Here is a 24,156-nt window from a genome sequence, read left to right as displayed (position 1 = left end):
GACGCACCCCGATACCCGGATGCCGCGCACTGTGCCAAGCTGCGTCATATGTGCAGCCTAGCCGCCTTGGTACATCTCCCGCCCCAGTTCATACAGATTCTGGCGCAGCTTGCGCCGCTCGTCCGGCGAGAGCTTGTCGTTTGGGAGTGCGCGGGGCAAACGCTCGTTCAGATCGCGCTCGGTGCGGTACTTTCCGGCGCGCGCGCGTGCCTCATCTTGCCCGTTGTGCAGGCCGCCATCACGGGCTCCGGCCTTGCCGGAACCAGGCAGCAAGTGCGCCATGCCGGGCGATTGCGGGTGTCCCGCACTGGCGGCAAGCAGCAGCGCGACAGCCGCGCCGGCGCGGTAAAGGGTACGCCCGGCGCGCTTGCGGGTGACTTTCATTGATAATGGCGGTTTTGGCTTCGGAAGCGGCAGTGGCAGAACCTCCGGAAGCCGGAAATCCGGTAGCTCCGCCTCGCCGCCTCATGGCAGTGAGTTTTCACGGCGGAAACCCACGAAAACCCCGTGGGACTGGCTGCGGAAACGGTATGCGGCAGTGTAAACGCAGGGTAGATGCGCGCCCGCATACCACGCGGTAAAGTATGTAACCTTTTGTTAAGCCATTTTGACCGAAAGCGTTTGTCGCTAAGATACCGCCATGGAAAATACCAGTCACAAGATTCTCGTCGTAGACGACGACCCCCGTCTGCGCGACCTGCTGCGCCGCTACCTTGGCGAACAGGGCTTCACGGTACTGGTAGCAGAAAACGCCACCGCGATGAACAAGCTTTGGTTGCGCGAGCGTTTCGACCTGCTAGTACTCGACCTGATGATGCCGGGCGAGGATGGCCTGTCGATCTGCCGCCGGCTGCGTGGCGCCAACGACCAGACGCCCATCATCATGCTTACCGCCAAGGGTGAGGATGTCGATCGCATCGTCGGCCTCGAGATGGGTGCCGACGACTACCTGCCCAAGCCCTTCAACCCGCGCGAGCTGATTGCGCGGATCCACGCGGTGCTGCGCCGCAAGGGCCCCGCCGAAGTCCCAGGCGCGCCCTCCGAAACGCCGGAAACCTTCGCTTTCGGCGACTTCGTGCTCAACCTTGCTACGCGCACGCTGACCAAGAACGACGAAGAGATCACCCTGACCACCGGCGAGTTCTCGGTGCTCAAGGTCTTCGCCCGGCATCCGCGCCAGCCGCTGTCGCGCGAGAAGCTCATGGAAATGGCGCGTGGCCGCGAGTACGAGGTATTCGACCGCAGTCTCGACGTGCAGATCTCGCGCCTGCGCAAGCTCATCGAGCCCGATCCGGGCAACCCGCGTTTCATACAAACGGTCTGGGGCCTCGGCTACGTCTTCATCCCCGATGGCGTGAAGTAAGGCGCCGCGGATCGTGGCGACTGTCATCAGCCGCACGGCTACGCGCCTGTTCGGTTCGCTGTTCTGGCGAACTTTCATGCTGATCGCCCTCTTGCTGGCGATCTCGCTGGGTATCTGGTTCCAGAGCTATCGGCTCTTCGAACGCGCTCCGCGCGCCCAGCAGGTCGCCATGCAGGTGGTCAGCGTGGTCAAGCTCACGCGCGCAGCCCTGCTCTATTCCGACCCCGCGCGGCGGCGCTTCCTGCTGCTCGACCTGGTGCAGAACGAAGGCATCAAGGTCTACCCGCGCGAGAAAGACGACGATTTCACCGTAGCGACGACAAACCCCTTCCTGACCCCACTGGTGCAGCAGGAGATTCGCAGCCGGCTAGGCGAAGGCACCGTGATCGCGACCACGGTGAACGACATACCGGGTGTCTGGGTCAGCTTCGAGATCGAAGGCGACGACTACTGGGTCGCGATCAGCCCCGAACGGTTCGAACGCGTGCCCGGCATCCAGTGGCTCTGGTGGAGTATTGCCGCGCTGCTGCTGTCGATCATCGGCGCCGCCTTTATCACGTCGCTGGTCAACCACCCGCTCAAGCGTCTGGCCAACGCGGCGCGCGCCATCGGCGGCGGGGGCGACCCGCCCACCCTGCCCGAGCACGGCGCCAGCGAAGTGGCGCAGGCCAACCACAGCTTCAACCAGATGGTGCGCGACCTGCGCCAGCTCGACGACGACCGCGTGGTCATGCTGGCCGGCATTTCGCACGACCTGCGCACACCGCTCACGCGGCTGCGGCTGGAAACCGAAATGTCGCCCGTGGATGACACCACGCGGGAAGCCATGATCGCCGACGTCGAACAGATGGACGCCATCATCGGGCAATTCCTCAACTACGCCCGGCCGGCGCTGGAGACCGTCGAACCAGTCGACCTGTCCGCCCTTGTCCAGGACGCTGTCGGCGTCTATGGCGCGCACGACGATGTGCGCGTGCATGTACGCGCCAGCGCCCCCGTGATGGCCGTTGCCAACCGCATGGAAGTGCAGCGCATCCTCGACAACCTCGTTGAAAACGCGCGGCGCTATGCCAAGGATGAGGACAACGGGGTGGCGGTCGTCGAGATCAGTACGCGGATAGAAGACAAAGAAGCCGTGCTGACGGTGGCCGACCATGGCAATGGTGTGCCGGAAGCCCAGTTGCCTTTGTTGACGCGGCCGTTCTACCGACTGGATGGCGCGCGCAGCGAAGCGAAGGGGGCGGGATTGGGGATGTCGATTGTCAACCGTATCCTGCAGCGGAATGGCGGGCGATTGATGTTGGCGAACCGGCCAGCGCCGGCTACGGGCTTGGTGGTCAGCGCATTTTTCCGTCGGGCGTAAAGCGCGCACTGGCAAGCCGACCGCGAACCCCAGCGTTCGCACTGCGCAAAATCTCAAATCGGAGCGCCGCAACCGATCCACGATTCGGTTTAGCCGTGTGAAGCGCCCGAGGGGCGGGCCACACCATCCCGCGATGCGAAGCGAGCCGTGAAGGTTTGCCCATCCCGTATGGGGCGCCTCGTCGTCGGGCCAAAAGAGCGGAAAAGAGGGACCCATGTTTGAGTATCGCCATAAGGCGATGGGAGTTTGGGTCCCGGCCGCTCTTTTGGTCCGACGACGAGGAGTCTTTCGCCCCATCCGGGTCACCTTCTTTGCCTACTTTCTTGGCGAGACAAGAAAGTAGGTCGCCTCCCCGCAGGGGAGGTGAAACTGCCTTTGACTTTAAGCCGTTGACTTTGAAGTTAAGCAGTTGCAGTTGACGTTAAATCACAAACGCCAACAACACCCCACCGCCCCCTCCAGTGACAGGCTTTCGACAGCATTTGATATCAAACTGAAAGCCATTTGACAGCGTAATGACAGCCCCCCTGGCGCAAACTTGCCGCCATCAGCAGGACACCCCCAAACCCAAGCCCAGCCAAGGCCAGTCCCCCGCATAGCTGATCCCGAATCCTGGCTGGCAGCCGACCAAAATCAAGCCTCCGGAACCAACCGGCGGCATCGCGAGAGACAGCCAAATGTCAAACTCCCCCACCCAGCAACACGGGTTCCGCACCGTGTTCCGCGTCGTCAGCGGCAACTTCCTGGAAATGTACGACTTCATGGTGTACGGCTTTTATGCCGCCGCCATCGCCAAGACGTTCTTCCCCAGCGGCAACGAGTTCGCGTCGCTGATGCTCTCGCTCGCGACCTTCGGCGCGGGCTTCCTGATGCGTCCGCTCGGCGCCATCATCCTCGGCGCGTATATCGACCATCACGGCCGCCGCAAGGGGCTGATCCTGACCCTGGTCCTGATGGCGCTGGGCACCTTGCTGATCGCCTGCGTGCCCGGCTATGCCTCGATCGGCGTGGCCGCGCCATTGCTGGTGCTGGCGGGCCGCTTGCTGCAGGGCTTCTCCGCCGGGGTGGAACTGGGCGGCGTATCGGTCTACCTCGCGGAGATCGCCAAGCCCGGCAAGAAGGGCTTCTACGTGGCCTGGCAGTCGGCCAGCCAGCAGGTGGCGGTGATCTTTGCCGGCCTGCTCGGCGTGGTCCTGCATGCCATGCTGTCGCCCGAGCAGATGGGTGAATGGGGCTGGCGCGTGCCGTTCCTGATCGGCTGCCTGATCGTGCCCTTCCTGTTCCTGATCCGCCGCTCGCTGGAAGAAACCGAGGAATTCAAGACGCGCAAGCATCGCCCCGCCATCAGCGAGATCTACCGCTCGATGCTTGAGAACTGGCGCATCATCATCGCCGGCTGCATGATGGTCGTGATGACGACGGTGTCGTTCTACATGATCACCGCCTACACGCCGACCTTCGGCAAGACCGTGCTCAAGCTCGACGACGTGGACAACCTGATCGTCACCATGTGCGTGGGGCTGTCCAACTTCATCTGGCTGCCGCTGATGGGTGCCTTGTCGGATCGCGTGGGCCGCAAGCCCCTGCTGGTGATCTTCACCATCCTCACCTTGCTCACGGCCTATCCGGCAGTGTCCTGGCTGGTGGCCGAGCCGTCTTTCGGCCGCCTGCTGATGGTCGAGCTGTGGCTGTCCTTCCTGTATGGCAGCTACAACGGCGCGATGGTGGTGACGCTGACCGAAGTGATGCCGCCCGCAGTGCGCACTGCCGGCTTCTCCCTGGCCTACAGCCTCGCCACGGCCTTGTTCGGCGGCTTCACGCCGGCCATCTCGACCTACCTGATCCACAGCACCGGCAACAAGGCCGCGCCCGGCCTGTGGCTGATGTTCGCCGCTGCATGCGGGCTTATCGCCACGCTGGTGATTTTCCGCGGCGGACGGCAGCACGTCTATGCCGAACCGGTGGCCAGGACGGTCTGAGGTACACCACGGCGGCCCTGCTGAGGTAGACTCCCCCTTCCGGCAGGGCTGCGCGAGCGGCGGAGGCGGCTGACATCGCGCCGCAACATGGCGCCGCCACCATCGTCGATCGGCGCGCGTGCTGCCGGACGCGCGGCTCCCCGCGCCTGGCTATCGGGCTCTTTGAGAATATCAATTAGCCCCGCCTCCGGGGATGACGCATAATCCATGTTCCTTGCGCGGCAGCCCGGGCCTCAAGGCCTGGCTGGCAGCGCGAGCGTCTCTCTTCAACCGTATCCAGGAGCAGTCTATGAAGACCGTTGGTGACAAGATCGAAGCCTTCCACGTCGTCGGTGTCAAGCCGGGTTTCAACAACCATGAAGAGAACGGCCAGTCGGCCTTCGAAGACATCACCGAAAAATCGTTCGAAGGCAAGTGGAAGATCATTTACTTCTACCCGAAGGACTTCACCTTCGTGTGCCCGACCGAAATCGTTGCCTTCGCCAAGCTGAACGGCGACTTCGCCGACCGCGACGCGATCGTGCTGGGCGGCTCGACCGACAACGAGTTCGTGAAGCTGGCATGGCGCCGTGAGCACAAGGACCTGAACAAGCTGAACCAATGGCAATTCGCCGACGTGACCGGCTCGCTGATCGACCAGCTTGGCGTGCGTGACCACGCTGCCGGCGTCGCACTGCGCGCTACCTTCATCGTCGATCCGGACAATGTCATCCAGCACGTGTCGGTGAACAACCTGAACGTCGGCCGTAACCCGGACGAAGTGCTGCGTATCCTCGACGGCCTGCAAACCGACGAGCTGTGCCCGTGCAACCGCGCTGTTGGCGGCTCCACGCTGTAAGCTGTCGACCAGTTGGCATGCTAAACAAACTGCCGGTGCTGAATGGCCGGTGGTTTGTGACGAATTGCGCGGCGGGCCCCGGCCCGCACCTCGAAACCCGCTCTGGCGGGTTTTTTGAGCCCCTATCGATAGGAGATTTATATGGAATTCCTCAGCACGATTAAAGGCCTCATCCCAGACTACGCCAAGGACATCCGCCTGAACCTTGACGGCACCATCGCCCGCTCCTCACTCGAGGGCAACGATGCGGTAGCGGTAGCCATGGCTGCGGCGTTTGCCGCCAAGAGCCGCGTGATCGTCGATGCGATCCGCAATGCCGGCGTGCTGTCGCCCGAGGAAACCAACGGGGTGCTGACCGCCGCCGCGCTGATGGGGATGAATAACGTCTGGTATCCGTTCGTTGAAATGGCGGACGACCCCGATCTGGCCACCCAGCCGGCCGGCCTGCGCATGAATGCGTACGCCACGCATGGCGGCGTGGACAAGCGCCGCTTCGAGATGTATGCGCTGGCTGCCTCCATCGTCGGCAAGTGCCATTTCTGCATCAAGTCGCACTACGCGCTGCTCAAGAACGAGCAAGGCATGACCGCGCAGCAACTGCGCGACGTGGGCCGCATTGCTGCCGTCGTAGTGGCCGCCGCCAATGTGATCGCCGCGGAATAAGGCCGCACAGGGCCGCAGGCCGGCACGCGCCGGCCCGGCTTTCATGATGCGTCCACGGGGCCCCGCGGCGTCATGCCGACGGGCCCCGCCACGCGTTCTGCTCGTGTCGATGCAAGCCTGTGGCCGGTGTGCCAAGTCGGTGATTCACTGACTGCATTTGTGCACCGAAGAGCCTACAATCCAGCAAAGGTCACAGTCTTCACCCCTCCGCCATGAGCTCCCTTCCCTCGCATACCTCCCCGCGCTTCCACTACCGGCTCGCCGCCGTGCACGACTGGGGCGACATTGCCGCGGTGACCCAGCAGGCCTATGGCCAATACGAGCTGGAGATCATGGAGGATTGCCGGGCGTCCTTCCAGCAAGGCATGAAATCCGTGCTGGCGGCAACAACCTCGGAAATGGAATGGTGGGTGGCTGAGACCGATCACGGCATCAGCGGTGCGGTGTTGTTCTGCCATCCGGGCGCCACCCTGCAGGCACTGGACGGCAGCACCATCACGTTAGGCCTGCCGGAAGCACGCCTGCTGGCGGTGAACCCGCAGGCGCGGGGCCTTGGGCTGGGCCGCACGCTGATGCAGGTCTGCATCCAGCGCGCGCGCGATATCGGCGCCAGCGCATTGCTGGTGCGGACCATGCCGGAAATGAAATCCGCCAACCGGCTCTGCGAGCAAATGGGCTTTGCCAAACGCACGGAGGCTGGTGCGCGCTCAGGGCAGATGGCCCGGTTGATCGACTACGTCTACACCCTGTCGTCCGAAAAAACGGCGGAGGCCGGCACAACGTCCAAAGGCTGAACACCGGGATAGCCGGACGCCGCTCCGGCGGTCACCGTCCCCGCCGTCAGCCTTAGTCCTGCGTGCTCGCGATCGTGCCGCGCCAGATCAGCACCACGGCCTGCGCCACGATGCCTTCCTGCTTTCCCTCGAAGCCCAGCTTCTCATTGGTCTTGGCCTTGACGTTGCAGCTTGCCGGCGGCAAGCCGAGGTCTTCGGCCAGGTTTGCCACCATGGCGCCGATATGCGGCGCCAGCTTCGGCGCCTGCGCAATCACGGTCGCGTCCACATTGCCGATTTCGTAGCCGGCCTCGCGCACCCGCCGAGCGGCCTCGCGCAGCAACGCACGGCTGTCCGCCCCCGCGAAACGCGCATCGGTATCCGGGAAATGCCGGCCGATGTCGCCCAGGCCTGCCGCGCCGAACAATGCATCGGTAATCGCATGGAGCAACGCGTCAGCGTCGGAATGCCCGAGCAGGCCGCGATCGTGGGGGATGTCCACGCCGCCCAGGATGAGCTTGCGGCCGGGCACCAGCGCGTGCACGTCGTAGCCTTGGCCGACGCGGATATCGAATGGGGTCATGGGAGCGGCACTCCTTCAGGATCGGGTTAGGAAATGGGTTTCAGGGCTTCGTGGCGGCGTCTTCGCCCAGCAGCAGCTCGGCCAGGGCGAAGTCTTCGGGATAGGTCACCTTGAAATTGCGCAGCGAGCCGTTGACCAGCCGCGGATGCAGGCCCAGCCGCTCGATCGCGCTGGCCTCGTCGGTCACCACGGCGCCCGCCGCCAGCGCTTCCTGCAGCGCCTGCCGGAGCACGCCGACGCGGAACATCTGCGGCGTCTGCGCCTGCCACAAGCCCTCGCGCGGCACCGTGGCGCCGATGCGCACCACGGCAGCCGGCTGGCCGCCGGGTGCCGGGTCGGCGCGCTTGAGCGTATCGGGCACCGGCACCGCCAGGATGCCGCCGATGGCGGCGTCGGGGCTATCTTCTTCCGCGCCACTCTCGCCCTCCACCGCGCGCACCAGCGAGTGGATCATGGCAGGCGTGAGGCCGGGACGCGCGGCATCGTGCACCAGCACCCAGTCGCGGTCGGTGGCGCCGAGCTGTGCCAGGTGATGCAAGCCCGCCAGCACGGAAGCATGACGCGTGTCGCCGCCCACGAAGGCGGTGTCAAAACGCAGGCCGGCAAAGGCCGCCGCGCCGAAGCGGGACTCCAGCGGCATATCGTCCGGCGCCAGCACCAGCGCGGTGGCGCTGATGGCATCGCAGGCCGCGAAGGCGGCCAGCGCATACCAGATCATCGGCCGGCCGGCCACGGTCTGGTATTGCTTGGGCAAGCTGCCGCCGGCGCGGCTGCCGGTACCGGCACAGGGGATCAGGGCAAAACGGCGAGCAGACACGGATAGCGAGCAAGGGGCAAGGTGGGTGCCGTGCACGGGGCACGGCGCAAGGCTTTCAAGATGTCCACCCTCTCTACCCAACTGGCGGGCTCGAGGCGAGGCATTGAAAACGCGGATTTCGGAGCGCATTCTATAATACGGCCTTCGCCCGCGGACATGCGGGCGACGAAAGCGCAGTGCCTTTGTTCCTGTGAGCGCCGCCTGCTCCGCCTGCACCCCGCCCGCAACGCCGGCGGGGTGTCGCTGTTGCATGGCACGCTTTCTTGCCCGCAACCGTACGCACACGCACAGCAGGTACCCCTGCAACGTCCGCAACGCCCCAAGCAAGCCAACAAGCCAGCCCGCACCCGATGCCTGAAGCCAATCGTCCCGCCCCCTTCGCCAACCTCCCTTTGGTCAAGGCCGGCCAGCGCAACACCGTGTCCGGCCTGGCCGGCTCCGCCGACGCCCTGGCGCTGGCCGCCTACGCTAGCCAGCACCGCGAGCGCGTGCCGATGCTGGCGGTGATGTGCGCCAATGCAATCGACGCCCAGCGGCTGGCCGAGGAAATCCCCTGGTTCGCGCCGGACTTGCGGGTGCGCCTGCTGCCCGACTGGGAAACCCTGCCCTACGACAGTTTCTCGCCGCACCAGGACCTGGTCTCCGAGCGGCTGGCCACCTTGCACGACATCCAGGGCGGCCAGTGCGACATCATGCTGGTGCCGGCGCAGACCGCGCTCTACCGGCTGGCGCCGCCTGCTTTCCTGGCGGCCTACACATTCTTCTTCAAGCAGGGCGAGAAGCTCGACGAAGCCGCGCTCAAGGCACAGTTCACGCTGGCCGGATACGAGCATGTCAGCGCCGTCATGCGGCCCGGCGAGTACAGCGTGCGCGGCGGCCTGATCGACCTGTTCCCGATGGGCTCGCCGCTGCCGTACCGGATCGACCTGTTCGGCGAGGAAATCGAAACCATCCGCGCCTTCGACCCCGACACCCAGCGCAGCCTTTACCCGGTCAAGGAAGTGCGCTTGCTGCCGGGCCGCGAGTTTCCGCTCGACGAAGCCGCGCGCACCGCCTTCCGCGGCCGCTGGCGCGAACTGTTCGAAGGCGATCCGAGCAAATCGACGATCTACAAGGATATTGGCAACGGCGTGCCGTCGGCCGGCATCGAGTACTACCTGCCGCTGTTCTTCGAAAGCTCGGCTACCGTCTTCGATTACCTGCCTGCCGATAGCCAGATCGCCTTCGTCGGCGATGTACACGAGGCGATCCGCCGTTTCTGGGCCGATACCACGCAGCGCTACAACTTCATGCGCCATGACCGCGAGCGGCCCCTGCTGCCGCCCGCGGCGCTGTTCCTGCTGGAGGAGCAGTTCTTCGCCGGCGCCAAGCCGCTGGCGCGGCTGGTGCTGCAGGCTGCCGCCAGTGCGGACACTACGCCGCTGGCCGAGCCGCTGCCCGATGTCTCGGTCAACCGCCGCGCCGAAGACCCGCTGGTCAACCTCGAAGCCCTGCTGCTGAAGAAGGACCGGCGTGTGCTGATGTGCGCCGACTCGGCCGGCCGCCGCGAAACCCTGCTGCAGCTGTTCGGCGAAAGCGGGCTGCGCCCGCAGCCGATCGACGACTTCGCCGCCTTCCTGGCCGGCGACTCGCATTTCTCCATCGTGGTGGCGCCGCTGCAAAGCGGCTTCGCCCTGGCCGGCGCGGACGGCATCGCACCGCTGGCCTTTGTCACCGAGGCCGAGCTGTATGCCGGCACCGCGCGCCGCACGGGCCGGCGCAAGCAGGAACAAGCTAGCGCCGTCGACTCGATGGTGCGCGACCTGGCCGAGCTCAAGATCGGCGACCCCGTGGTGCACAGCGAACACGGCATCGGCCGCTATCAGGGCCTGGTCACGCTCGACATGGGCCAGGGCGAAGAGGAATTCCTGCACCTGGATTACGAGAAAGGCAGCAAGCTGTACGTGCCGGTGCACCAGTTGCACGTGATCTCGCGCTACTCCGGCGCCGATCCGGACACCGCGCCGCTGCACCAGCTCGGCTCCGGCCAGTGGGACCGCGCGAAACGCAAAGCCGCGCAGCAAATCCGCGATACGGCCGCCGAACTGCTCAACCTGTACGCGCGCCGCGCCTTGCGCCAGGGCCATGCCTTCGAACTCACGCCCAGGGACTACGAGAAATTCGCCGAGAGCTTCGGCTTCGAGGAAACGCCGGACCAGGCCGCCGCCATCGCCGCGGTGATTGCCGACATGACCTCGGGCAAGCCGATGGATCGCCTGGTATGCGGCGACGTGGGCTTCGGCAAGACCGAAGTCGCGTTGCGCGCCGCCTTCGTGGCGGTCATGGGCGGCAAGCAGGTGGCCATCCTGGCGCCCACCACGCTGCTGGCCGAGCAGCATTTCCAGAATCTCTCCGACCGCTTCGCCGAATGGCCGGTGCGGATCGTGGAGCTGTCGCGCTTCAAGACCAAGAAGGAGATCGACGGCGCCATCAAGCAGATCAACGACGGCACCGCCGACGTCGTGATCGGCACGCACAAGATGCTGTCGGACGATGTCAAGTTCCAGCGCCTCGGGCTGGTCGTCATCGATGAGGAGCACCGGTTCGGCGTGCGCCAGAAGGAGATGCTGAAGACCTTGCGCGCCGAGGTCGACGTGCTGACCCTGACCGCCACGCCAATCCCCCGCACGCTGGGCATGGCGCTCGAAGGCCTGCGCGATTTCTCGGTGATCGCCACCGCGCCGCAAAAGCGCCTGGCCATCAAGACCTTCGTGCGGCGCGAGGAAGACGGCGTGGTGCGCGAGGCCATCCTGCGCGAGCTCAAGCGCGGCGGGCAGGTCTACTTCCTGCACAACGAAGTCGACACCATCGAGAACAAGCGCGCCAAGCTCGCCGAGCTGGTGCCGGAAGCGCGCATCGCGGTGGCGCACGGGCAGATGCACGAGCGCGAACTGGAGCGCGTGATGCGGGACTTCGTCGCGCGCCGCGACAACATCCTGCTGTGCACCACCATCATCGAGACCGGCATCGACGTGCCGACCGCCAACACCATCCTGATCCATCGTTCCGACAAATTCGGCCTGGCGCAGCTGCACCAGCTGCGCGGCCGCGTCGGGCGCTCGCACCACCAGGCCTACGCCTACATGCTGGTGCACGATGTGGACGGCCTGAGCAAGCTGGCGCAGCGCCGGCTCGAAGCCATCCAGCAGATGGAAGAACTGGGCTCGGGCTTCTACCTGGCCATGCACGACCTGGAGATCCGCGGCGCGGGCGAAGTGCTGGGCGACAAGCAATCCGGCGAGATCCACGAGATCGGCTTCCAGCTCTACACCGACATGCTCAATGCCGCCGTCAAGGCGCTCAAGGCCGGCAAGGAGCCCGACCTGATGGCGCCGCTGGCGGCCACCACCGAAATCAACCTCGGCACCCCGGCCCTGCTGCCTAGCGACTATTGCATCGACGTGCACGAACGCCTGTCGCTGTACAAGCGCCTGGCCAACTGCGAAGCGGCCGAGCGCGTGGACGATATCCAGGAGGAGCTGATCGACCGCTTCGGCCGGCTGCCGCCGCAGGCGCAGGCGCTGATCGAAACCCACCGGCTGCGCATTACCGCCGTGCCGCTGGGCGTGCGCAAGATCGACGCCAGCGATGCGGCGATCAGCATGCAGTTCCTGCCCAACCCGCCGATCGATGCGATGAAGATCATCGACCTGGTGCAGAAGAACCGGCACATCAAGCTCGCCGGCCAGGACAAGCTGCGCATCGAGGCCAAGATGCCGGATATTGCAGTGCGCGCGCAGACGATCAAGCATACGTTGCGCCAACTGGCCTGATCATTGCTCTGCGCTACCCCGCTCCCCGCTTGCAGCGCATTGCCGCCGGAGCGGGCGGCGATGGTGCACCGTGCATGGACCTTCGGCCCGCCGCGGTGTAGCATCGTTCACTTAACACGTTAACACGTTACCCAAAGCCAAAGGCCCCAAGCCATGCAAGCCGATACCCTCAGCAAGCCTGCCGATGCCGCCAACCGTGGCAGCGCGCTCGACTGGACCCAGCGCCTGGTCAGCTACGACACCACCAGCCGCCATTCCAACCTCGGCCTGATCGAAGCGGTACGCGATCATTTCCTGGCCAAGGGCCTGCGCCCCCACCTGACCTACAACCCGCAAGGCGACAAGGCCAACCTGTTCGTCACCGTGCCCGCCGCCGACGGCAGCACCGATGGCGGCATCGTGCTGTCGGGCCACACCGACGTGGTACCGGTGGACGGCCAGAACTGGACCTCGGATCCGTTCAAGCCGGTGATCCGCGACGGCCGCCTGTACGGCCGCGGCACCTGCGACATGAAAGGCTTTATCGGCACCAGCCTGGCGCTGCTGCCCACCATCCTGCAGGCCAAGCTGCGCGAGCCGGTGCACTACGCGCTGTCCTTCGACGAAGAGATCGGCTGCATGGGCGCGCCCTATCTGCTGGCCGAACTGCGCGATCGCGGCGTACGCCCGGCCGGCTGCATCGTGGGAGAGCCCACCAGCATGCGCGTGATCGTGGCGCACAAGGGCATCAATGCCTACCGCTGCTGCGTCAAGGGCCAGGCCGCGCATTCGTCGCTCACGCCCAAGGGCGTCAATGCCATCGAGTACGCCGCGCGCCTGATCTGCTTCATCCGCGACATCGCCGACGAGTTCAAGGCCAACGGCCCCTACGACCGCGACTTCGACGTGCCCTTCACCACCGCCCAGACCGGCACCATACAGGGCGGTATCGCGCTCAACACCATCCCGGCGCTGTGCGAGTTCGTGTTCGAGTTCCGCAACCTGCCGGGGGTCGATCCCGAAGCCATCTTCGCCCGCATCCAGAGCTACGCCAACGAGGTGCTGCTGCCCAAGATGCGCGCCGAGCACGGCGACGCCGGCCTCACCATCAGCAAGATCGCCGCCGCGCCGTCGCTCGACGTGGCCGAGCAGGAAGCCATCACGCAACTGGTGCGCGCGCTCACCGCCGACCGTGACGTCAACAAGGTCGCCTATGGCACCGAGGCCGGCCTGTTCCAGCGCGCCGGCATCCCGGCCGTGGTGTGCGGCCCCGGCGATATCCAGCAGGCGCACAAGCCCGACGAGTTCGTCGAACTGGAACAACTCGCCGCCTGCGAGTCCTTCCTGCACAAGGTGGTCGACAGCCTGCGGGTGAACTAAGCCGTTTTTTGCGTTGTTGACGGCCCGCCTCCGCGGCGGGCCGGTTGTTGCGTCATGTCCAAAAATAACAGGGAGACACCATGACAGCAGTATCGACAAGCGGTACCGGCAACACCGGCGCGGCGCAGGCGGCCGCGCCCGCTTCGCGCCATCCCTGGCGCGCGGTGATATCGGCCTCCATCGGCAATGCCCTGGAGTGGTTCGACCTGGTCGTCTACGGCTTCTTCGCCGTCACCATCTCCGCGCTGTTCTTTCCCAGCCACGACGAAACCACCTCGCTGTTGCTGACGCTGGGCACGTTCGGCGTGTCGTTCTTCATGCGCCCGCTGGGCGCCATCGTGATCGGCGTCTATGCCGACCGCAAAGGCCGCCGCGCCGCGCTGACGCTGTCGATCCTGCTGATGATGGTGGGCACGCTGATCATCGCGCTGCTGCCCACCTATGCCTCGATTGGCGTGCTGGCGCCTGTCGGCATCGTGCTGGCGCGCATGATCCAGGGCTTCTCCGCAGGCGGCGAGTTCGGCAGCGCGACGGCTTTCCTAGCCGAGCATGCGCCCGACCGGCGCGGCTTTTACTCGAGCTTCCAGGTCGCCAGCCAGGGCCTGACCACCCTGCTCGCGGCGGGCTTCGGCGCCGTGCTCACCACCACGCTCGCGCCCGAGCAGATGCAATCCTGGGGCTGGCGCGTGCCCTTCCTGTTCGGCCTGCTGATCGGCCCGGTGGCTTACTACATCCGCCGCCATGTCGACGAAACGCCCGAATTCCTCCATGCCGAAACCACCGACACGCCGCTGCGCGACACGCTCGGCCACCAGAAAGAGCGCCTGCTGCTGGCAATGGGCGTGGTGATCGTCGCCACGGTGTCGACCTATCTCGTGCTGTACATGCCGACCTATGCCGTCAAGCAGCTGGGCCTGCCACCCTCCACCGCATTCGCTGCCACTCTAGCCACGGGCGTGGTGCAGATGCTGTTCTCGCCGCTGGTCGGGCACTGGTCGGATCGCTATGGCCGCATCGCGCCCATGCGCGTCGCCGCGGTCCTCCTGCTGGTATCGATCTGGCCGCTGTTCTGGCTGCTCAACCACTATCCTGGCTTCGGCATGATGCTGGCGGTGCAGGTGGCGCTGGGGCTGATGATGACGCTGTACTTCGGCGCGCTGCCCGCGCTGGCGTCGGAGATCTTCCCGGTCAAGACGCGCACCACCGGCCTTTCACTGTCCTACAACATCGCGGTGACGCTGTTCGGCGGCTTTGCGCCCTTCATCCTGACCTGGCTGATCGGCGCCACCGGCAGCAAGCTGGCGCCGAGCTTCTACCTGATGGCCTGCGCTGTGGTGAGCCTGGTGGCGCTGGGCCAGACGCGCGTGCGCCTGGGCATCCGCTGAGGCGCGGTACGCATACGGTTGCGGGGCCGGGCCAGGCCCCGTTCTTCAGGCTCGACAGCAAATTCAAGGAGACCTCTTCATGGCTGCGCAACAAGCCCATCGTTCCCAAACGTCCACGCGCTCCACACTGCGTGCTGGCCTGTCCGCACTCTCGCTGGCCGCCGGCCTGCTCTGCCTCGTCCCCGCCGCCGCACAGGCACAAGGCGCCAGCGGCGAAAGCCTGCAGGCGCAGATCGACACCCGAGCCAAGGCGGTCGAGGCGCAACTGATCGCCTGGCGCCGCGACATCCACCAGCACCCGGAGCTTGGCAACTACGAAGTCCGCACCTCCAGGCTGGTGGCGGACCACCTGCGCAAGCTCGGCATGGAGGTGAAGACGGGCGTAGCCAAGACCGGCGTGGTAGGCGTGCTCAAGGGCGGCAAGCCGGGTCCGGTGGTGGCGCTGCGCGCGGACATGGATGCGCTGCCGGTCAAGGAACGCGTGGACGTGCCCTTCGCCTCCAAGGCCAAGGGCCTGTTCCTGGGCAAGGAGGTGGACGTGATGCACGCCTGCGGGCATGACACGCACGTCGCGATCCTGATGGCAACGGCAGAGGTGCTGGCCGGCATGAAAGACCAGTTGCCCGGCACGGTCAAGTTTATCTTCCAGCCGGCCGAGGAAAGCCCGGCGGATTTCGAGCCCAACGGCAGCAATATGTGGGGCGCCAAGCAGATGGTGGCCGAAGGCGTGCTGGACAACCCGAAGGTGGATGCCATCTTCGGCCTGCACGTGACCAGCAGCATCGAATCCGGCAAGCTCGGCTGGCGCAGCGGCCCCGCCATGGCCGCCGCCGACCAGTTCTGGATCGACGTCAAAGGCCGCCAGACCCACGGCGCCAAGCCCTGGGGAGGCATCGACCCTATCGTGGTAGCCTCCCAGATCGTGCTCGGCCTGCAGACCATCCAGAGCCGCCAGGTCGACGCCATGCTGGAACCGTCCGTCATCACCGTGGGCACCATCCATGGCGGCAACCGCATGAACATCGTGCCTGAAACGGTCGAGATGATGGGCACCATCCGCACCTATGACGAAGGCATGAAGAAGGACATCCATGCCCGCATGAAGCGCACCACCGAAGCCATCGCCGCCAGCGCCGGCGCCGAGGCGAATTTCAAGGTGCTGGAGCTCTACAACGCCACCGTCAACCAGCCGGCGCTGACCGAGAAGATGGCGCCCACGCTCAAGCGTGTAGCGGGAGACGGGAATTGGATGATCAGCCCGAAGCTGACGGCTTCTGAGGACTTCTCGTTCTACCAGGAGAAGGTGCCGGGATTGTTCTTTAACCTGGGGGTGACGCCCAAGGGGATGGATGTGAACAAGGCGCCCTCCAACCATTCGCCGGAGTTCTATGTGGATGAGGCCGCGTTGGTGAATGGGGTCAGGGCGTTGGCCGGTTTGACGGTCGACTATATGACTATGGCGCAGCGATAGGGGTGATTGCCGGGCAGACGGTGGCCGGGATGATCTCGTCTGCCTGGAAGGCTGAGGCGATCCACGATCTTGTTCCCCGATTGCCTATCGTCGCGCGACCGCGGCATAGCCCTTATCGAGCAGGCCGCTACTTCGAAAAACCAAGCGGGCCTTACATGTCACGTCCACGCAAATCTTCCGCTGTCGGTATCTACTCATTACATAGCAATCGATCGCCGACTCAGCCCGGATGACCGCCTGGAGCCTCTCACCGGACACGTCCGAGAGGGAGGCGACATGCCTTGCTTCGTTGCGTGCGCCTTCTGACATAAGCTAGACATTGGCGCAGCACCTGCCATCGGCGCAGTTACCGTAGTGATGGCTCTTCCGAGACAAAATGCTCAAAGGTCTCCAGGGGATTGCCTTATTCGGTGAGGCGGACTCCGCTCTATTGGCTCTCGATCCAATGAATGGCGAAGCGCATCAGTTCCTTGCCGTTAGGAATATCCAGCTTTTCCTTGATGTTGGCCTGATGTGCCTCGATGGTCTTGACGCTCCGACTCAGTTTCTCGGCGATCTCGCGGGTGCTGAAGCCGAGTCCGATCAGGTGCAGGACCTCGAACTCCCTTTCCGAAAGGCTCGCGATTGAGCCCGTCGGAGTTCGCTGGGGAACCGTCAGAGCCCGCGCCAGCTTTTCATGCATGGCGGCGCTCAGGTAAATATTACCCGCCAGCACCTCGCGGACGGCGTTCATAATATGCTCTGTGGCCTCGAGTTTCATCAGATATCCGTTTGCTCCAGCCCGCAGTGCGCGTTCGGCAAACAGGGTTTCGTCATGCATGCTGAGGACGAGGATTGCCAGATTTGGATAGTGTTGCCGGAGCGTTTTGACAAGATCCAGGCCGGAGTTCGAGTGCAGACTGAGGTCCACAATGGCCAAGTCGGGCTGGCAGGCCATCACCGCCAGAGCTTCTTCGGCACTGCCGGCCGCACCGCAGACGTGCAGATCCTCATGCAGATTCAGCAAGTGGGTTAACCCCTCCCGGAGGATGGGGTGGTCGTCCACGATCAGGATCTGAGTCGCGTGGCCCAGGCTAGATGGCTTCCCTTTCATGTCCTGGACTCTCCGGTATCGGATAGCTGATGGCAACCGTGGTACCACCCAATGCATTGCGGGTGACCATGCAAGAGCCGCCCAAGAGGCTCGCCCGGTGGCGCAGGTTGTGAAGCCCCAGTCCCGAGGCACGCTCCATTTGTTCCAGGTCGACCCCCATCCCATTGTCACTGATGGAAAGCCTCTGCCTTCCGCGTTCGCGCTCCAGGTCGATCCAAATGTGGCGGCACTGGCTATATTTCAGCGCGTTATTGACTGCTTCCTGTGCCGCACGGTAAAGGTTAATCTGCATCGGCGGATCGAGTAAGTCCACATTTGACTCGATGCGGAGCGTGCAGCCTATGCCATTCAGCGCGCGGGTCGTCTGTGCCAACCCTTGCAAGGCGATCGTAAGGCCACCAGATTCCATGGCGACCGGATCCAGGCCATGGGCAATCTTGCGAGTCATCAAGGACGCCTGCTTCACCAATTCGACGATGGTAGCCGCCATCGGGGCGGCTGGGTGGCTATGCTTCTGTAGTTCTTGAGTCAAGGTGGCGCAGTAAAAGCCCAAGCTGGTGAGGTGCTGCCCGAGGCCGTCATGCAGTTCCCGGCCGATGAGTCTCTGCTGCTGATCGCCGATTCTGACCAGTTCTGCTTCCAGCAGACGACGTCGCGCCATCTCCTGCTCCAGTTCAATGTTCGCTAGCTCCAAGTCCTGGGTTCGCTCTTGCACGCGCCGTTCCAACTCGACATGGGATGCCAGCAGGAGGCTATGGATGCGCTTTTCCTGAGCATGTGCCGCCACCAGCAGCAGTCCAGTTACTGCCACGACATTCGCGAAGGCGCACCATCTCACGAGGCTATCCACCGGAGATTCGGCGGCAAAGGGACCGGTGCCGTTCGTGGTGCCCAAAATGGCCACGATTGAGACCAGCAAGGTTGAGAGGCTGGTGCCCAGATGACCGAATCGGAGAGCCGCCCAGATAATGAACGGAAAAATCGCCAAGGCTGCCGGATAGTAGCCGTGCCCAGTAAGTTCGGTGGCGCCGAAGATGACGTAACTCACCCAGAAGACCGTAACGGTCAGTCCGCACGCTTCCACGGCCTGCTTTACGGAGCGGATAGGGCTCGGATACGTAAGCAAGCTGAGCAGCGGCGGGGCCACCACGAGCACCCCCATCATGTCACCGAGCCACCATTTCAGAAAGGCTGCGCCGTACTCGGTGACTGATAGCAAGCCCCCTCCAAGGAGGGCGGTCGCACCGATCAGCGCACTCACTGCCGTGCTGACCGTCGCAGCCAGGATGATGAAAGCTAACACGTCTTTGATGCGGTCCAAGGTGATCTGGAATCGGGCTACCCGCTTTAACAATAAGGTAGCCGTCAAGGCTGCAGCCGTCGCACCGAGGCTAATCACCGCGGCCACTGGTAGCGGCACGCCCACCGACATATTGGCCAACACGGAGCCAATGGCAATTCCGGGGGCAACAGCGAGGCCCATGACGAGCAGCGCAACGAGGGCGATGCCGCTGGAAAGCCACACCAGAGACACTGCCCCGCCCACTACCGCATAAGCAAGTCCCAGCTTTGCACCGGCGTAATACGCCAATGCGACAAATCCGGTGTGAACGAAGAGTCTAAGCTTCGAGTTGCGCGGAATGATGACCATTGTTCGCTTCAAATCCTGGGGACTGCCCCTGCCACATCCAGTCATTTTCTCGTTAGCCGCAATGACGATACTCTTGCGAAAGTTAGAGTCCGATTCACCTGTGGCAAATCACGTGTTTGCACCGAGTCTGTGCCAGGCGAAGTGCTGCGAATCCATGGTGCTGCAGGATTACTATGAATCTACGTCAGAACCCCCCTGTGCTGTAAGCGTAGCCGGTGGATTCGATGAGCTATACCGTCCGGGTTGGACGCCATACTTCGTATGAGCACGAGTCGTGCCGGGTTGCGGGTCTTCGGCCAGAATCAGGGCGCAGTTGGTCCTTGGCACCTGGGGGCGATCGCGCATCATCCGCAGATTGCTCAGGCCAGATAGCGTATGCAGTTGCGCGTTGGCGAACACGTTGCTCTCCTCGCCGTGCAGCAATGCACCCGCTTGCGTGACATCGTCGACCTTGGCAGCCGTGCCCAATAGGGCGGAATCCGCCCTACCCATCCAATAGGGCAATCCCCTAGCCTCTTTTCGGAAGAAGACCTTATTCATACGCTTACCGTCAGGGCATACATTGGTTTCGTACAAGGCTACGGCGCTGGAGCGAAAAGGATTCGTTTCGGTGTTTTTGCAACCACCTGAAAAAGAGGTGAAAAAAATGCTAAAAACAGTCTTACTGCTCGCTGCGGCGGGTGCGGCGCTTGGCGCCGGGGTAGCCTATGGCGGCACCGGGGCGCGCGATATATACACCGACGGCGCTAGCGTGATGGGGCCGCGAGACCCATATTCCGATGGGGCGAGGAGCACAAAGTTTGACGTCTATTCAGATGGGGCGAGAGTCACGGATAGGCGAGACACCTTCACCGATGGCGCATGAATCACCAGCCGCAATGGACTGGTTGAGGACAGCATGTAAGGAATGACAGAAGAGTCCGCAGAAGAACACGCGGTCGGCGCTCAGCGTTCACAGCCACTAGCCAAGCATATCCCCCGATTAACAGCCTCGGGGGATTTCTTTTACAGCGGCCTCCCCGCCGAAGACAGGTCAGACCAGCACGCCCCTGCTACTCGAAGGGGGCAGCAGCGTTTGCGGCGCGCCTATTTCGTCAGTTTCCGAACCAGACCGTTGCAGAGCTGAAACAGATACTGCAGTGAGCCAAGCCACTTGCGCCAAGGCAGCTCTTCGCACTTGCTTCCCGTCATGCTCGTATTCGGTCTGGACAATGTGGTTCGTGGAGGTGCTTATGACTCTCGTCGCACCCCGAGGATCATGTGGAGGACGTTCTGGCGCGTGTAGCTTGCTGCGAGAAAGGCATCGACATCTGCGGCCGGAACGAAGCCGCGCTCGCGGACCACAATCGTCGCTGATCGAAACAGGGCCTCGAACGTTGCATCGGGCAACGACATGCCGGCGCGGAGCGCAGCAATCACGTCTCCGTCCGTCTTGATCATCCGTTCGCCTTGGCCGAATCGCCCGAGCCGCTGGCCGGCAATTTGGCGCTCTGGGTCCATTTCTCGAAGAGCACGCCCACGCCGCACAGACAACTAGTCGTCTACCTGACCTCCAACTTCTCTCCCAGCGCGCGTTGGCTACGCAACGCAGATGTCGGGAACTGCGATCTTCTGGAACAGATGAGGGGTGGCTACGGCCGAGGATGGATAGGCCGGGAGTTTCGCCTGAAACTCGGGATGGGTGAAGGCAGCCCGAAAGTTGGCCGTCGATTGCCAGACGGCATAGTTCAGATACGTCGGATTGTCTCCGAGCGCGCGGTGAAGCTGGGTCGAGATGAAGCCCGGCTGCCGCTTCATGAATACCGCATCGTCCTGCCACGCCCGGAGGAAGGTCTGCTCGTCCGCCTGGTCCATCATGAAAACACTCACCAGCACGACGGGGGAAGCTTCGACGGCGATCTGGCGCTCGATCGGAAAGGCGGGGTCAAGTGCGAGAATCAGTGACATGGCAGTCTCCGTTGGTAAACAGCTAACCGAAGTGATGGTGATACAAGCCTAGGAAATTGACACTATGATGTCAATATAGACATATAAAACCAAATACGACACATGGTGCTGCATGCGCGAGACCAAGCGAACCCCGGCCGGATCTGCCGTGACTGATCTCATTCTCGATCTATTCCGCCTTAACAACCGGATGCTTGCCGCAGGCGACCGGCTGGTCGCCGAACTAGGCCTGACGAGCGCGCGCTGGCAGGTGCTTGGCACCATTGTCGCGGCGACCCAGCCGCAACCGGTAGCGTGGTATGCCCGCGATATGGGTGCCAGCCGTCAGAATGTCCAGCGCATCGTCAACGACTTGGCCGGCGAGGGTTTCGTCAGCCTGGAGCCGAATCCGCACCATCGGCGAGCGCCGCTCGTCGTGCTTACGGACAAGGGAAAGCAGGCGTTCGGTGCTGCGATGCGCTTGCAAGCGCCATGGATCAATAGGCTCTCGGAGGGGCTTCAGGTCGAAGACATCGAGACGACACGCAGCGTGATGACGGCACTGCGCCGGAAGCTCGAAGGAGAAGGAAGTGCTGATGATGGGGCACGATAGGCCACGACCGCAGGCAATCCCGTCGGGTAAGTGCTTAGTCAGATTGAAAAGGGACACAATGTGCGTCGCGCTGTACGGCGATCGGTCACTTGTCGTCTTCGCGCCGGCAGGGACCACAGCTTTCCTAACGCACGCGACTTTAGCCATAGCTCACTGCAAATAGCAGCTGGCTGTGCGCCCAACGGACCTGCCAACCTCGAATTCGCTTCCCGTTATGAGGCAGGCACAGGGGCAGTTACAATACTGTCCTTCGCCGCCTAGCGCGGCACGGTCTCCGCACTCAACACACCCGCCGCCACGCCCTCGCCGCGCGACGCACCCGTCATGCCCCTGATCCTGCAAAGCCTCGCCCCGCTCGCCTCAGCCGATATCGATGCCATCCGCACGCTTGCCCACGCGCCATCGCTCGCGCTGCGTGACGAAACCGTGGCAACAGCCAGCGACAGCGCACCGCTTACTCCCGCCCTGCGCGAAGCGCTCGACGCCTACTGCAGCCCCCGCGCCATCGACTGGGCCATCGTGCCCGCCGGCCGCAAGCTCTCGGATTTCAAGCTGGTGGCGATGGATATGGACTCCACGCTGATCACCATCGAGTGCATCGATGAGATCGCCGATTTCTGCGGCCTCAAGGCCGAGGTCTCGGCCATCACCGAAGCCGCCATGCGCGGCGAGATCACCGACTTCAACGAAAGCCTGCGCCGCCGCGTGGCCCTGCTCAAGGGGTTGGACGCCAGCGTGCTGGACCGCGTGTACGAAGAGCGCCTGCGCCTGTCGCCCGGCGCGGAAAACATGCTGCGGACCGTGCAGGCGCTGGGCATCCGCACCCTGTTGGTTTCAGGCGGCTTCGTGCATTTCACCGAGAAGCTCAAGCCTCGGCTGAAACTCGATGTCACCCGCGCGAATACGCTGGAGATCATTGACGGCAAGCTCACCGGCCAGGTGCTGGGGGAGATCGTCAATGCCGACGTCAAGGCCCGCGCGGTGCAGGAAGTGTGCGCGCAGATCGGCGTGGAGCCGTCCCGGGCCATCGTCATGGGCGATGGCTCCAACGATCTCAAGATGATGGCCGTGGCCGGCCTGTCGGTGGCCTTCCGGGCCAAGCCCGTGGTACGCGCGCAGGCAAGCGTTGCGTTCAACCACGTCGGGCTGGACGGCTTGCTGCAACTGTTCCCGCATTAAGTGACTAAGTGACCAAGTGACGGGCCGCCCCGGATCCTGTCCGGCGCGGCCCGTTCCATGTCATGCCACCAGTTGCGATTCCATCGCGTCGCGCAAGTCGGCGATCAGGTCGCGGGTATCCTCCAGCCCGATGTAGAGGCGTACCAGTTCGCCGGCGTTCTGCCAGCCCGCCGGCGGCCAGCTGCCCTGGGGGCGCATGCTCTGGACGTGATATGGCAGCGCCAGGCTGTGCGCTCCGCCCCACGACCAGCCGATCGCGAACAGCCGCAGCGCCTCGACAAAGGCATCGACCTGGGCCCGCGCATAGCGCGCATGCAGCACGATCGAGAACAAGCCGGTGGCGCCGCTGAAATCGCGCCGCCAGAAGTCATGTCCCGGACAGTCCGGCAAGGCCGGGTGCAGGACCTTGACCACCTCCGGGCGCTGGCAGAGCCATTCGGCCACTTCGCGCGCGGCGCGGTCGTGTGCCGCGAGCCTGACCGGCATGCTCGGCAGCGAGCGCAGCACCAGGTAGCAATCGTCCGCCGATACGCCCCAGCCCATCAGCATGCGGGCACGCCTGAGGCGGTCGTGGAGCTTTTCGTCGCGGGTCAGCACGGCGCCCATCAGCACGTCGCCGCCGCCCGACTGGTATTTGGTCAGCGCTTGCACCGAGATGTCGATGCCCTTGTCGAAAGGCCGGAAATAGACGCCCGCCGACCAGGTGTTGTCGATCGCGGTCAGCACGCCACGCGCCTTCGCCGCGGCCACGATGGCCTCGGTGTCGGGCACTTCCATCGTCACCGACCCCGGCGACTCCATCCAGATCAGGCGGGTATTGGGGCGGATCAGGCCGGCAATCCCGGCGCCGATCATCGGATCGTAATAGCGGACCGACACGCCGAAGTCCCGCGCCAGCCATTCGCCGTGGTCGCGGTTAGGGCCGTAGACGTTGTCCGGGACCAGCACGTCGTCGCCCGACTTGACCAGGGCGAAATACACTTGCGAGATAGCGGCGAGGCCGGATGGCAGCAGCAGCGTCCTGCGCGCGCCCTCGATCAGCGCGAGATGCTGGCACAGCGCCTCGCTGGTGGGCGTGGCATGCAGTCCGTAGCGCCAGTAGGTCGTGGCGCCGTCGCCGTGTGCGCGCAACTCCGCCAGGTTGCGGAAGACCACGGTGGAGCCGCGATGCGTGGGAGGGGAAAACGAAGCGAAGCCGGGTGCGATATCCAGTTCGGGCTGGACAGCCACGGTCTGCAGGTAGGCGGGTTGGGCAGCGGACTTCTCGGGAGGCTGGTGGTCGGACACG

Annotated in this window: 21 protein-coding genes and 1 pseudogene; 13 read left to right on the top strand and 9 right to left on the bottom strand. The window is 64.1% G+C overall.

Annotation, left to right across the window (positions count from 1 at the left end):
- Nucleotides 1-57: 57 nt before the first annotated feature.
- The gene (locus ACZY0R_RS23060) at nucleotides 58-384 is read right to left on the bottom strand and encodes a hypothetical protein (protein WP_488861488.1); all 327 of its coding nucleotides are present in this window, start codon (nucleotides 382-384) and stop codon (nucleotides 58-60) included.
- A gap of 256 nt (nucleotides 385-640) precedes the next feature.
- Between ACZY0R_RS23060 and ompR the strand changes: the two genes are divergently transcribed.
- The 6 genes from ompR (at nucleotide 641) to ACZY0R_RS23030 (ending at nucleotide 7,000) form a co-directional block, all read left to right on the top strand.
- The gene (ompR, locus tag ACZY0R_RS23055) at nucleotides 641-1,363 is read left to right on the top strand and encodes an osmolarity response regulator transcription factor OmpR (protein ID WP_006576352.1); all 723 of its coding nucleotides are present in this window, start codon (nucleotides 641-643) and stop codon (nucleotides 1,361-1,363) included.
- Nucleotides 1,364-1,376: 13 nt separating this feature from the next.
- The gene (locus ACZY0R_RS23050) at nucleotides 1,377-2,726 is read left to right on the top strand and encodes an ATP-binding protein (protein WP_045241704.1); all 1,350 of its coding nucleotides are present in this window, start codon (nucleotides 1,377-1,379) and stop codon (nucleotides 2,724-2,726) included.
- 677 nt (nucleotides 2,727-3,403) lie between these two features.
- Nucleotides 3,404-4,705, top strand: a complete 1,302-nt coding sequence (locus ACZY0R_RS23045) for an MFS transporter (protein ID WP_488861483.1) — start codon at nucleotides 3,404-3,406, stop codon at nucleotides 4,703-4,705.
- Between the two features lie 289 nt (nucleotides 4,706-4,994).
- Nucleotides 4,995-5,543, top strand: coding sequence for a peroxiredoxin (locus ACZY0R_RS23040; RefSeq protein ID WP_045241706.1), 549 nt, complete (start codon nucleotides 4,995-4,997; stop codon nucleotides 5,541-5,543).
- A gap of 141 nt (nucleotides 5,544-5,684) precedes the next feature.
- Complete coding sequence (locus ACZY0R_RS23035) at nucleotides 5,685-6,206, top strand: carboxymuconolactone decarboxylase family protein (RefSeq protein ID WP_488861481.1); 522 nt, start codon at nucleotides 5,685-5,687, stop codon at nucleotides 6,204-6,206.
- A 212-nt stretch (nucleotides 6,207-6,418) separates the two neighbouring features.
- Nucleotides 6,419-7,000 carry a GNAT family N-acetyltransferase gene (locus ACZY0R_RS23030; protein ID WP_488861479.1) on the top strand — a complete coding sequence of 194 codons (582 nt, stop codon included), beginning with the start codon at nucleotides 6,419-6,421 and terminating at the stop codon, nucleotides 6,998-7,000.
- A gap of 52 nt (nucleotides 7,001-7,052) precedes the next feature.
- On the opposite strand, the gene ispF is transcribed toward ACZY0R_RS23030, so the two are convergent.
- Together ispF and ispD are read right to left on the bottom strand one after the other, a co-directional pair.
- A complete protein-coding gene (ispF, locus tag ACZY0R_RS23025; RefSeq protein WP_488861477.1) occupies nucleotides 7,053-7,562 on the bottom strand; it encodes a 2-C-methyl-D-erythritol 2,4-cyclodiphosphate synthase in 510 nt (169 codons plus the stop codon).
- Between the two features lie 40 nt (nucleotides 7,563-7,602).
- Nucleotides 7,603-8,379 carry a 2-C-methyl-D-erythritol 4-phosphate cytidylyltransferase gene (gene ispD / locus ACZY0R_RS23020; protein ID WP_488861475.1) on the bottom strand — a complete coding sequence of 259 codons (777 nt, stop codon included), beginning with the start codon at nucleotides 8,377-8,379 and terminating at the stop codon, nucleotides 7,603-7,605.
- A 350-nt stretch (nucleotides 8,380-8,729) separates the two neighbouring features.
- On the opposite strand from ispD, the gene mfd reads away from it, so the two are divergent.
- The 4 genes from mfd to ACZY0R_RS23000 all read left to right on the top strand — a co-directional run bounded on the left by mfd (nucleotide 8,730) and on the right by ACZY0R_RS23000 (nucleotide 16,406).
- Nucleotides 8,730-12,191: a transcription-repair coupling factor gene (mfd, locus tag ACZY0R_RS23015; RefSeq protein ID WP_488861473.1), complete on the top strand. Its 3,462-nt coding sequence runs from the start codon at nucleotides 8,730-8,732 to the stop codon at nucleotides 12,189-12,191.
- 153 nt (nucleotides 12,192-12,344) lie between these two features.
- On the top strand, nucleotides 12,345-13,550 hold the full coding sequence (argE, locus tag ACZY0R_RS23010) for an acetylornithine deacetylase (RefSeq protein ID WP_488861471.1): 1,206 nt from the start codon (nucleotides 12,345-12,347) through the stop codon (nucleotides 13,548-13,550).
- Nucleotides 13,551-13,630: 80 nt separating this feature from the next.
- Nucleotides 13,631-14,935 (top strand): MFS transporter, encoded by a 1,305-nt coding sequence (locus tag ACZY0R_RS23005; RefSeq protein ID WP_488861469.1) that lies wholly within the window; start codon nucleotides 13,631-13,633, stop codon nucleotides 14,933-14,935.
- 79 nt (nucleotides 14,936-15,014) lie between these two features.
- Complete coding sequence (locus tag ACZY0R_RS23000; protein ID WP_488861467.1) at nucleotides 15,015-16,406, top strand: amidohydrolase; 1,392 nt, start codon at nucleotides 15,015-15,017, stop codon at nucleotides 16,404-16,406.
- 427 nt (nucleotides 16,407-16,833) lie between these two features.
- Here ACZY0R_RS23000 and ACZY0R_RS22995 read toward each other — a convergent pair whose 3' ends face one another.
- The 3 genes and pseudogenes from ACZY0R_RS22995 to ACZY0R_RS22985 form a co-directional block, all read right to left on the bottom strand.
- Nucleotides 16,834-17,499 (bottom strand): response regulator, encoded by a 666-nt coding sequence (locus tag ACZY0R_RS22995; RefSeq protein ID WP_488861465.1) that lies wholly within the window; start codon nucleotides 17,497-17,499, stop codon nucleotides 16,834-16,836.
- Nucleotides 17,480-19,150: an MASE1 domain-containing protein gene (locus ACZY0R_RS22990; protein ID WP_488861463.1), complete on the bottom strand. Its 1,671-nt coding sequence runs from the start codon at nucleotides 19,148-19,150 to the stop codon at nucleotides 17,480-17,482. The genes ACZY0R_RS22995 and ACZY0R_RS22990 overlap by 20 nt, the downstream gene beginning before the upstream one ends.
- Before the next feature lie 384 nt (nucleotides 19,151-19,534).
- Nucleotides 19,535-19,633: pseudogene (locus tag ACZY0R_RS22985) on the bottom strand (IS5/IS1182 family transposase); the annotation flags it as partial.
- A gap of 163 nt (nucleotides 19,634-19,796) precedes the next feature.
- Between ACZY0R_RS22985 and ACZY0R_RS22980 the strand changes: the two are divergent.
- A complete protein-coding gene (locus tag ACZY0R_RS22980; protein WP_488866110.1) occupies nucleotides 19,797-20,015 on the top strand; it encodes a hypothetical protein in 219 nt (72 codons plus the stop codon).
- Between the two features lie 365 nt (nucleotides 20,016-20,380).
- Here the strand turns inward: ACZY0R_RS22980 and ACZY0R_RS22975 are convergent, their stop codons facing one another.
- Nucleotides 20,381-20,590 (bottom strand): hypothetical protein, encoded by a 210-nt coding sequence (locus ACZY0R_RS22975; RefSeq protein ID WP_488861461.1) that lies wholly within the window; start codon nucleotides 20,588-20,590, stop codon nucleotides 20,381-20,383.
- Nucleotides 20,591-20,728: 138 nt separating this feature from the next.
- Nucleotides 20,729-21,097: an antibiotic biosynthesis monooxygenase family protein gene (locus ACZY0R_RS22970; RefSeq protein ID WP_488861459.1), complete on the bottom strand. Its 369-nt coding sequence runs from the start codon at nucleotides 21,095-21,097 to the stop codon at nucleotides 20,729-20,731.
- 148 nt (nucleotides 21,098-21,245) lie between these two features.
- Between ACZY0R_RS22970 and ACZY0R_RS22965 the strand changes: the two genes are divergently transcribed.
- Both ACZY0R_RS22965 and serB read left to right on the top strand, forming a co-directional pair.
- Complete coding sequence (locus ACZY0R_RS22965) at nucleotides 21,246-21,689, top strand: MarR family winged helix-turn-helix transcriptional regulator (protein WP_488861457.1); 444 nt, start codon at nucleotides 21,246-21,248, stop codon at nucleotides 21,687-21,689.
- 324 nt (nucleotides 21,690-22,013) lie between these two features.
- Entirely contained in the window at nucleotides 22,014-22,868 is an 855-nt protein-coding gene (gene serB, locus ACZY0R_RS22960) for a phosphoserine phosphatase SerB (RefSeq protein WP_488861455.1), read from the top strand.
- Between the two features lie 60 nt (nucleotides 22,869-22,928).
- Here the strand turns inward: serB and ACZY0R_RS22955 are convergent, their stop codons facing one another.
- On the bottom strand, nucleotides 22,929-24,155 hold the full coding sequence (locus ACZY0R_RS22955) for a cystathionine beta-lyase (RefSeq protein WP_488861453.1): 1,227 nt from the start codon (nucleotides 24,153-24,155) through the stop codon (nucleotides 22,929-22,931).
- Nucleotide 24,156 lies beyond the last annotated feature (1 nt).

This window comes from Cupriavidus sp. F041, assembly GCF_057814235.1.
Note: the sequence above shows the minus strand (reverse complement) of the source record. Positions and strands in the feature narration are given on the sequence as shown.

Bases quoted from the DNA above. Each gene is read 5' to 3' on its own strand.
- ACZY0R_RS23060 (WP_488861488.1), bottom strand. From the start codon at position 384: ATGAAAGTCACCCGCAAGCGCGCCGGGCGTACCCTTTACCGCGCCGGC.
- ompR (WP_006576352.1), top strand. From the start codon at position 641: ATGGAAAATACCAGTCACAAGATTCTCGTCGTAGACGACGACCCCCGT.
- ACZY0R_RS23045 (WP_488861483.1), top strand. From the start codon at position 3,404: ATGTCAAACTCCCCCACCCAGCAACACGGGTTCCGCACCGTGTTCCGC.
- ACZY0R_RS23040 (WP_045241706.1), top strand. From the start codon at position 4,995: ATGAAGACCGTTGGTGACAAGATCGAAGCCTTCCACGTCGTCGGTGTC.
- ACZY0R_RS23035 (WP_488861481.1), top strand. From the start codon at position 5,685: ATGGAATTCCTCAGCACGATTAAAGGCCTCATCCCAGACTACGCCAAG.
- ACZY0R_RS23030 (WP_488861479.1), top strand. From the start codon at position 6,419: ATGAGCTCCCTTCCCTCGCATACCTCCCCGCGCTTCCACTACCGGCTC.
- ispF (WP_488861477.1), bottom strand. From the start codon at position 7,562: ATGACCCCATTCGATATCCGCGTCGGCCAAGGCTACGACGTGCACGCG.
- mfd (WP_488861473.1), top strand. From the start codon at position 8,730: ATGCCTGAAGCCAATCGTCCCGCCCCCTTCGCCAACCTCCCTTTGGTC.
- argE (WP_488861471.1), top strand. From the start codon at position 12,345: ATGCAAGCCGATACCCTCAGCAAGCCTGCCGATGCCGCCAACCGTGGC.
- ACZY0R_RS23005 (WP_488861469.1), top strand. From the start codon at position 13,631: ATGACAGCAGTATCGACAAGCGGTACCGGCAACACCGGCGCGGCGCAG.
- ACZY0R_RS23000 (WP_488861467.1), top strand. From the start codon at position 15,015: ATGGCTGCGCAACAAGCCCATCGTTCCCAAACGTCCACGCGCTCCACA.
- ACZY0R_RS22995 (WP_488861465.1), bottom strand. From the start codon at position 17,499: ATGAAAGGGAAGCCATCTAGCCTGGGCCACGCGACTCAGATCCTGATC.
- ACZY0R_RS22990 (WP_488861463.1), bottom strand. From the start codon at position 19,150: ATGGTCATCATTCCGCGCAACTCGAAGCTTAGACTCTTCGTTCACACC.
- ACZY0R_RS22980 (WP_488866110.1), top strand. From the start codon at position 19,797: ATGCTAAAAACAGTCTTACTGCTCGCTGCGGCGGGTGCGGCGCTTGGC.
- ACZY0R_RS22975 (WP_488861461.1), bottom strand. From the start codon at position 20,590: ATGATCAAGACGGACGGAGACGTGATTGCTGCGCTCCGCGCCGGCATG.
- ACZY0R_RS22970 (WP_488861459.1), bottom strand. From the start codon at position 21,097: ATGTCACTGATTCTCGCACTTGACCCCGCCTTTCCGATCGAGCGCCAG.
- serB (WP_488861455.1), top strand. From the start codon at position 22,014: ATGCCCCTGATCCTGCAAAGCCTCGCCCCGCTCGCCTCAGCCGATATC.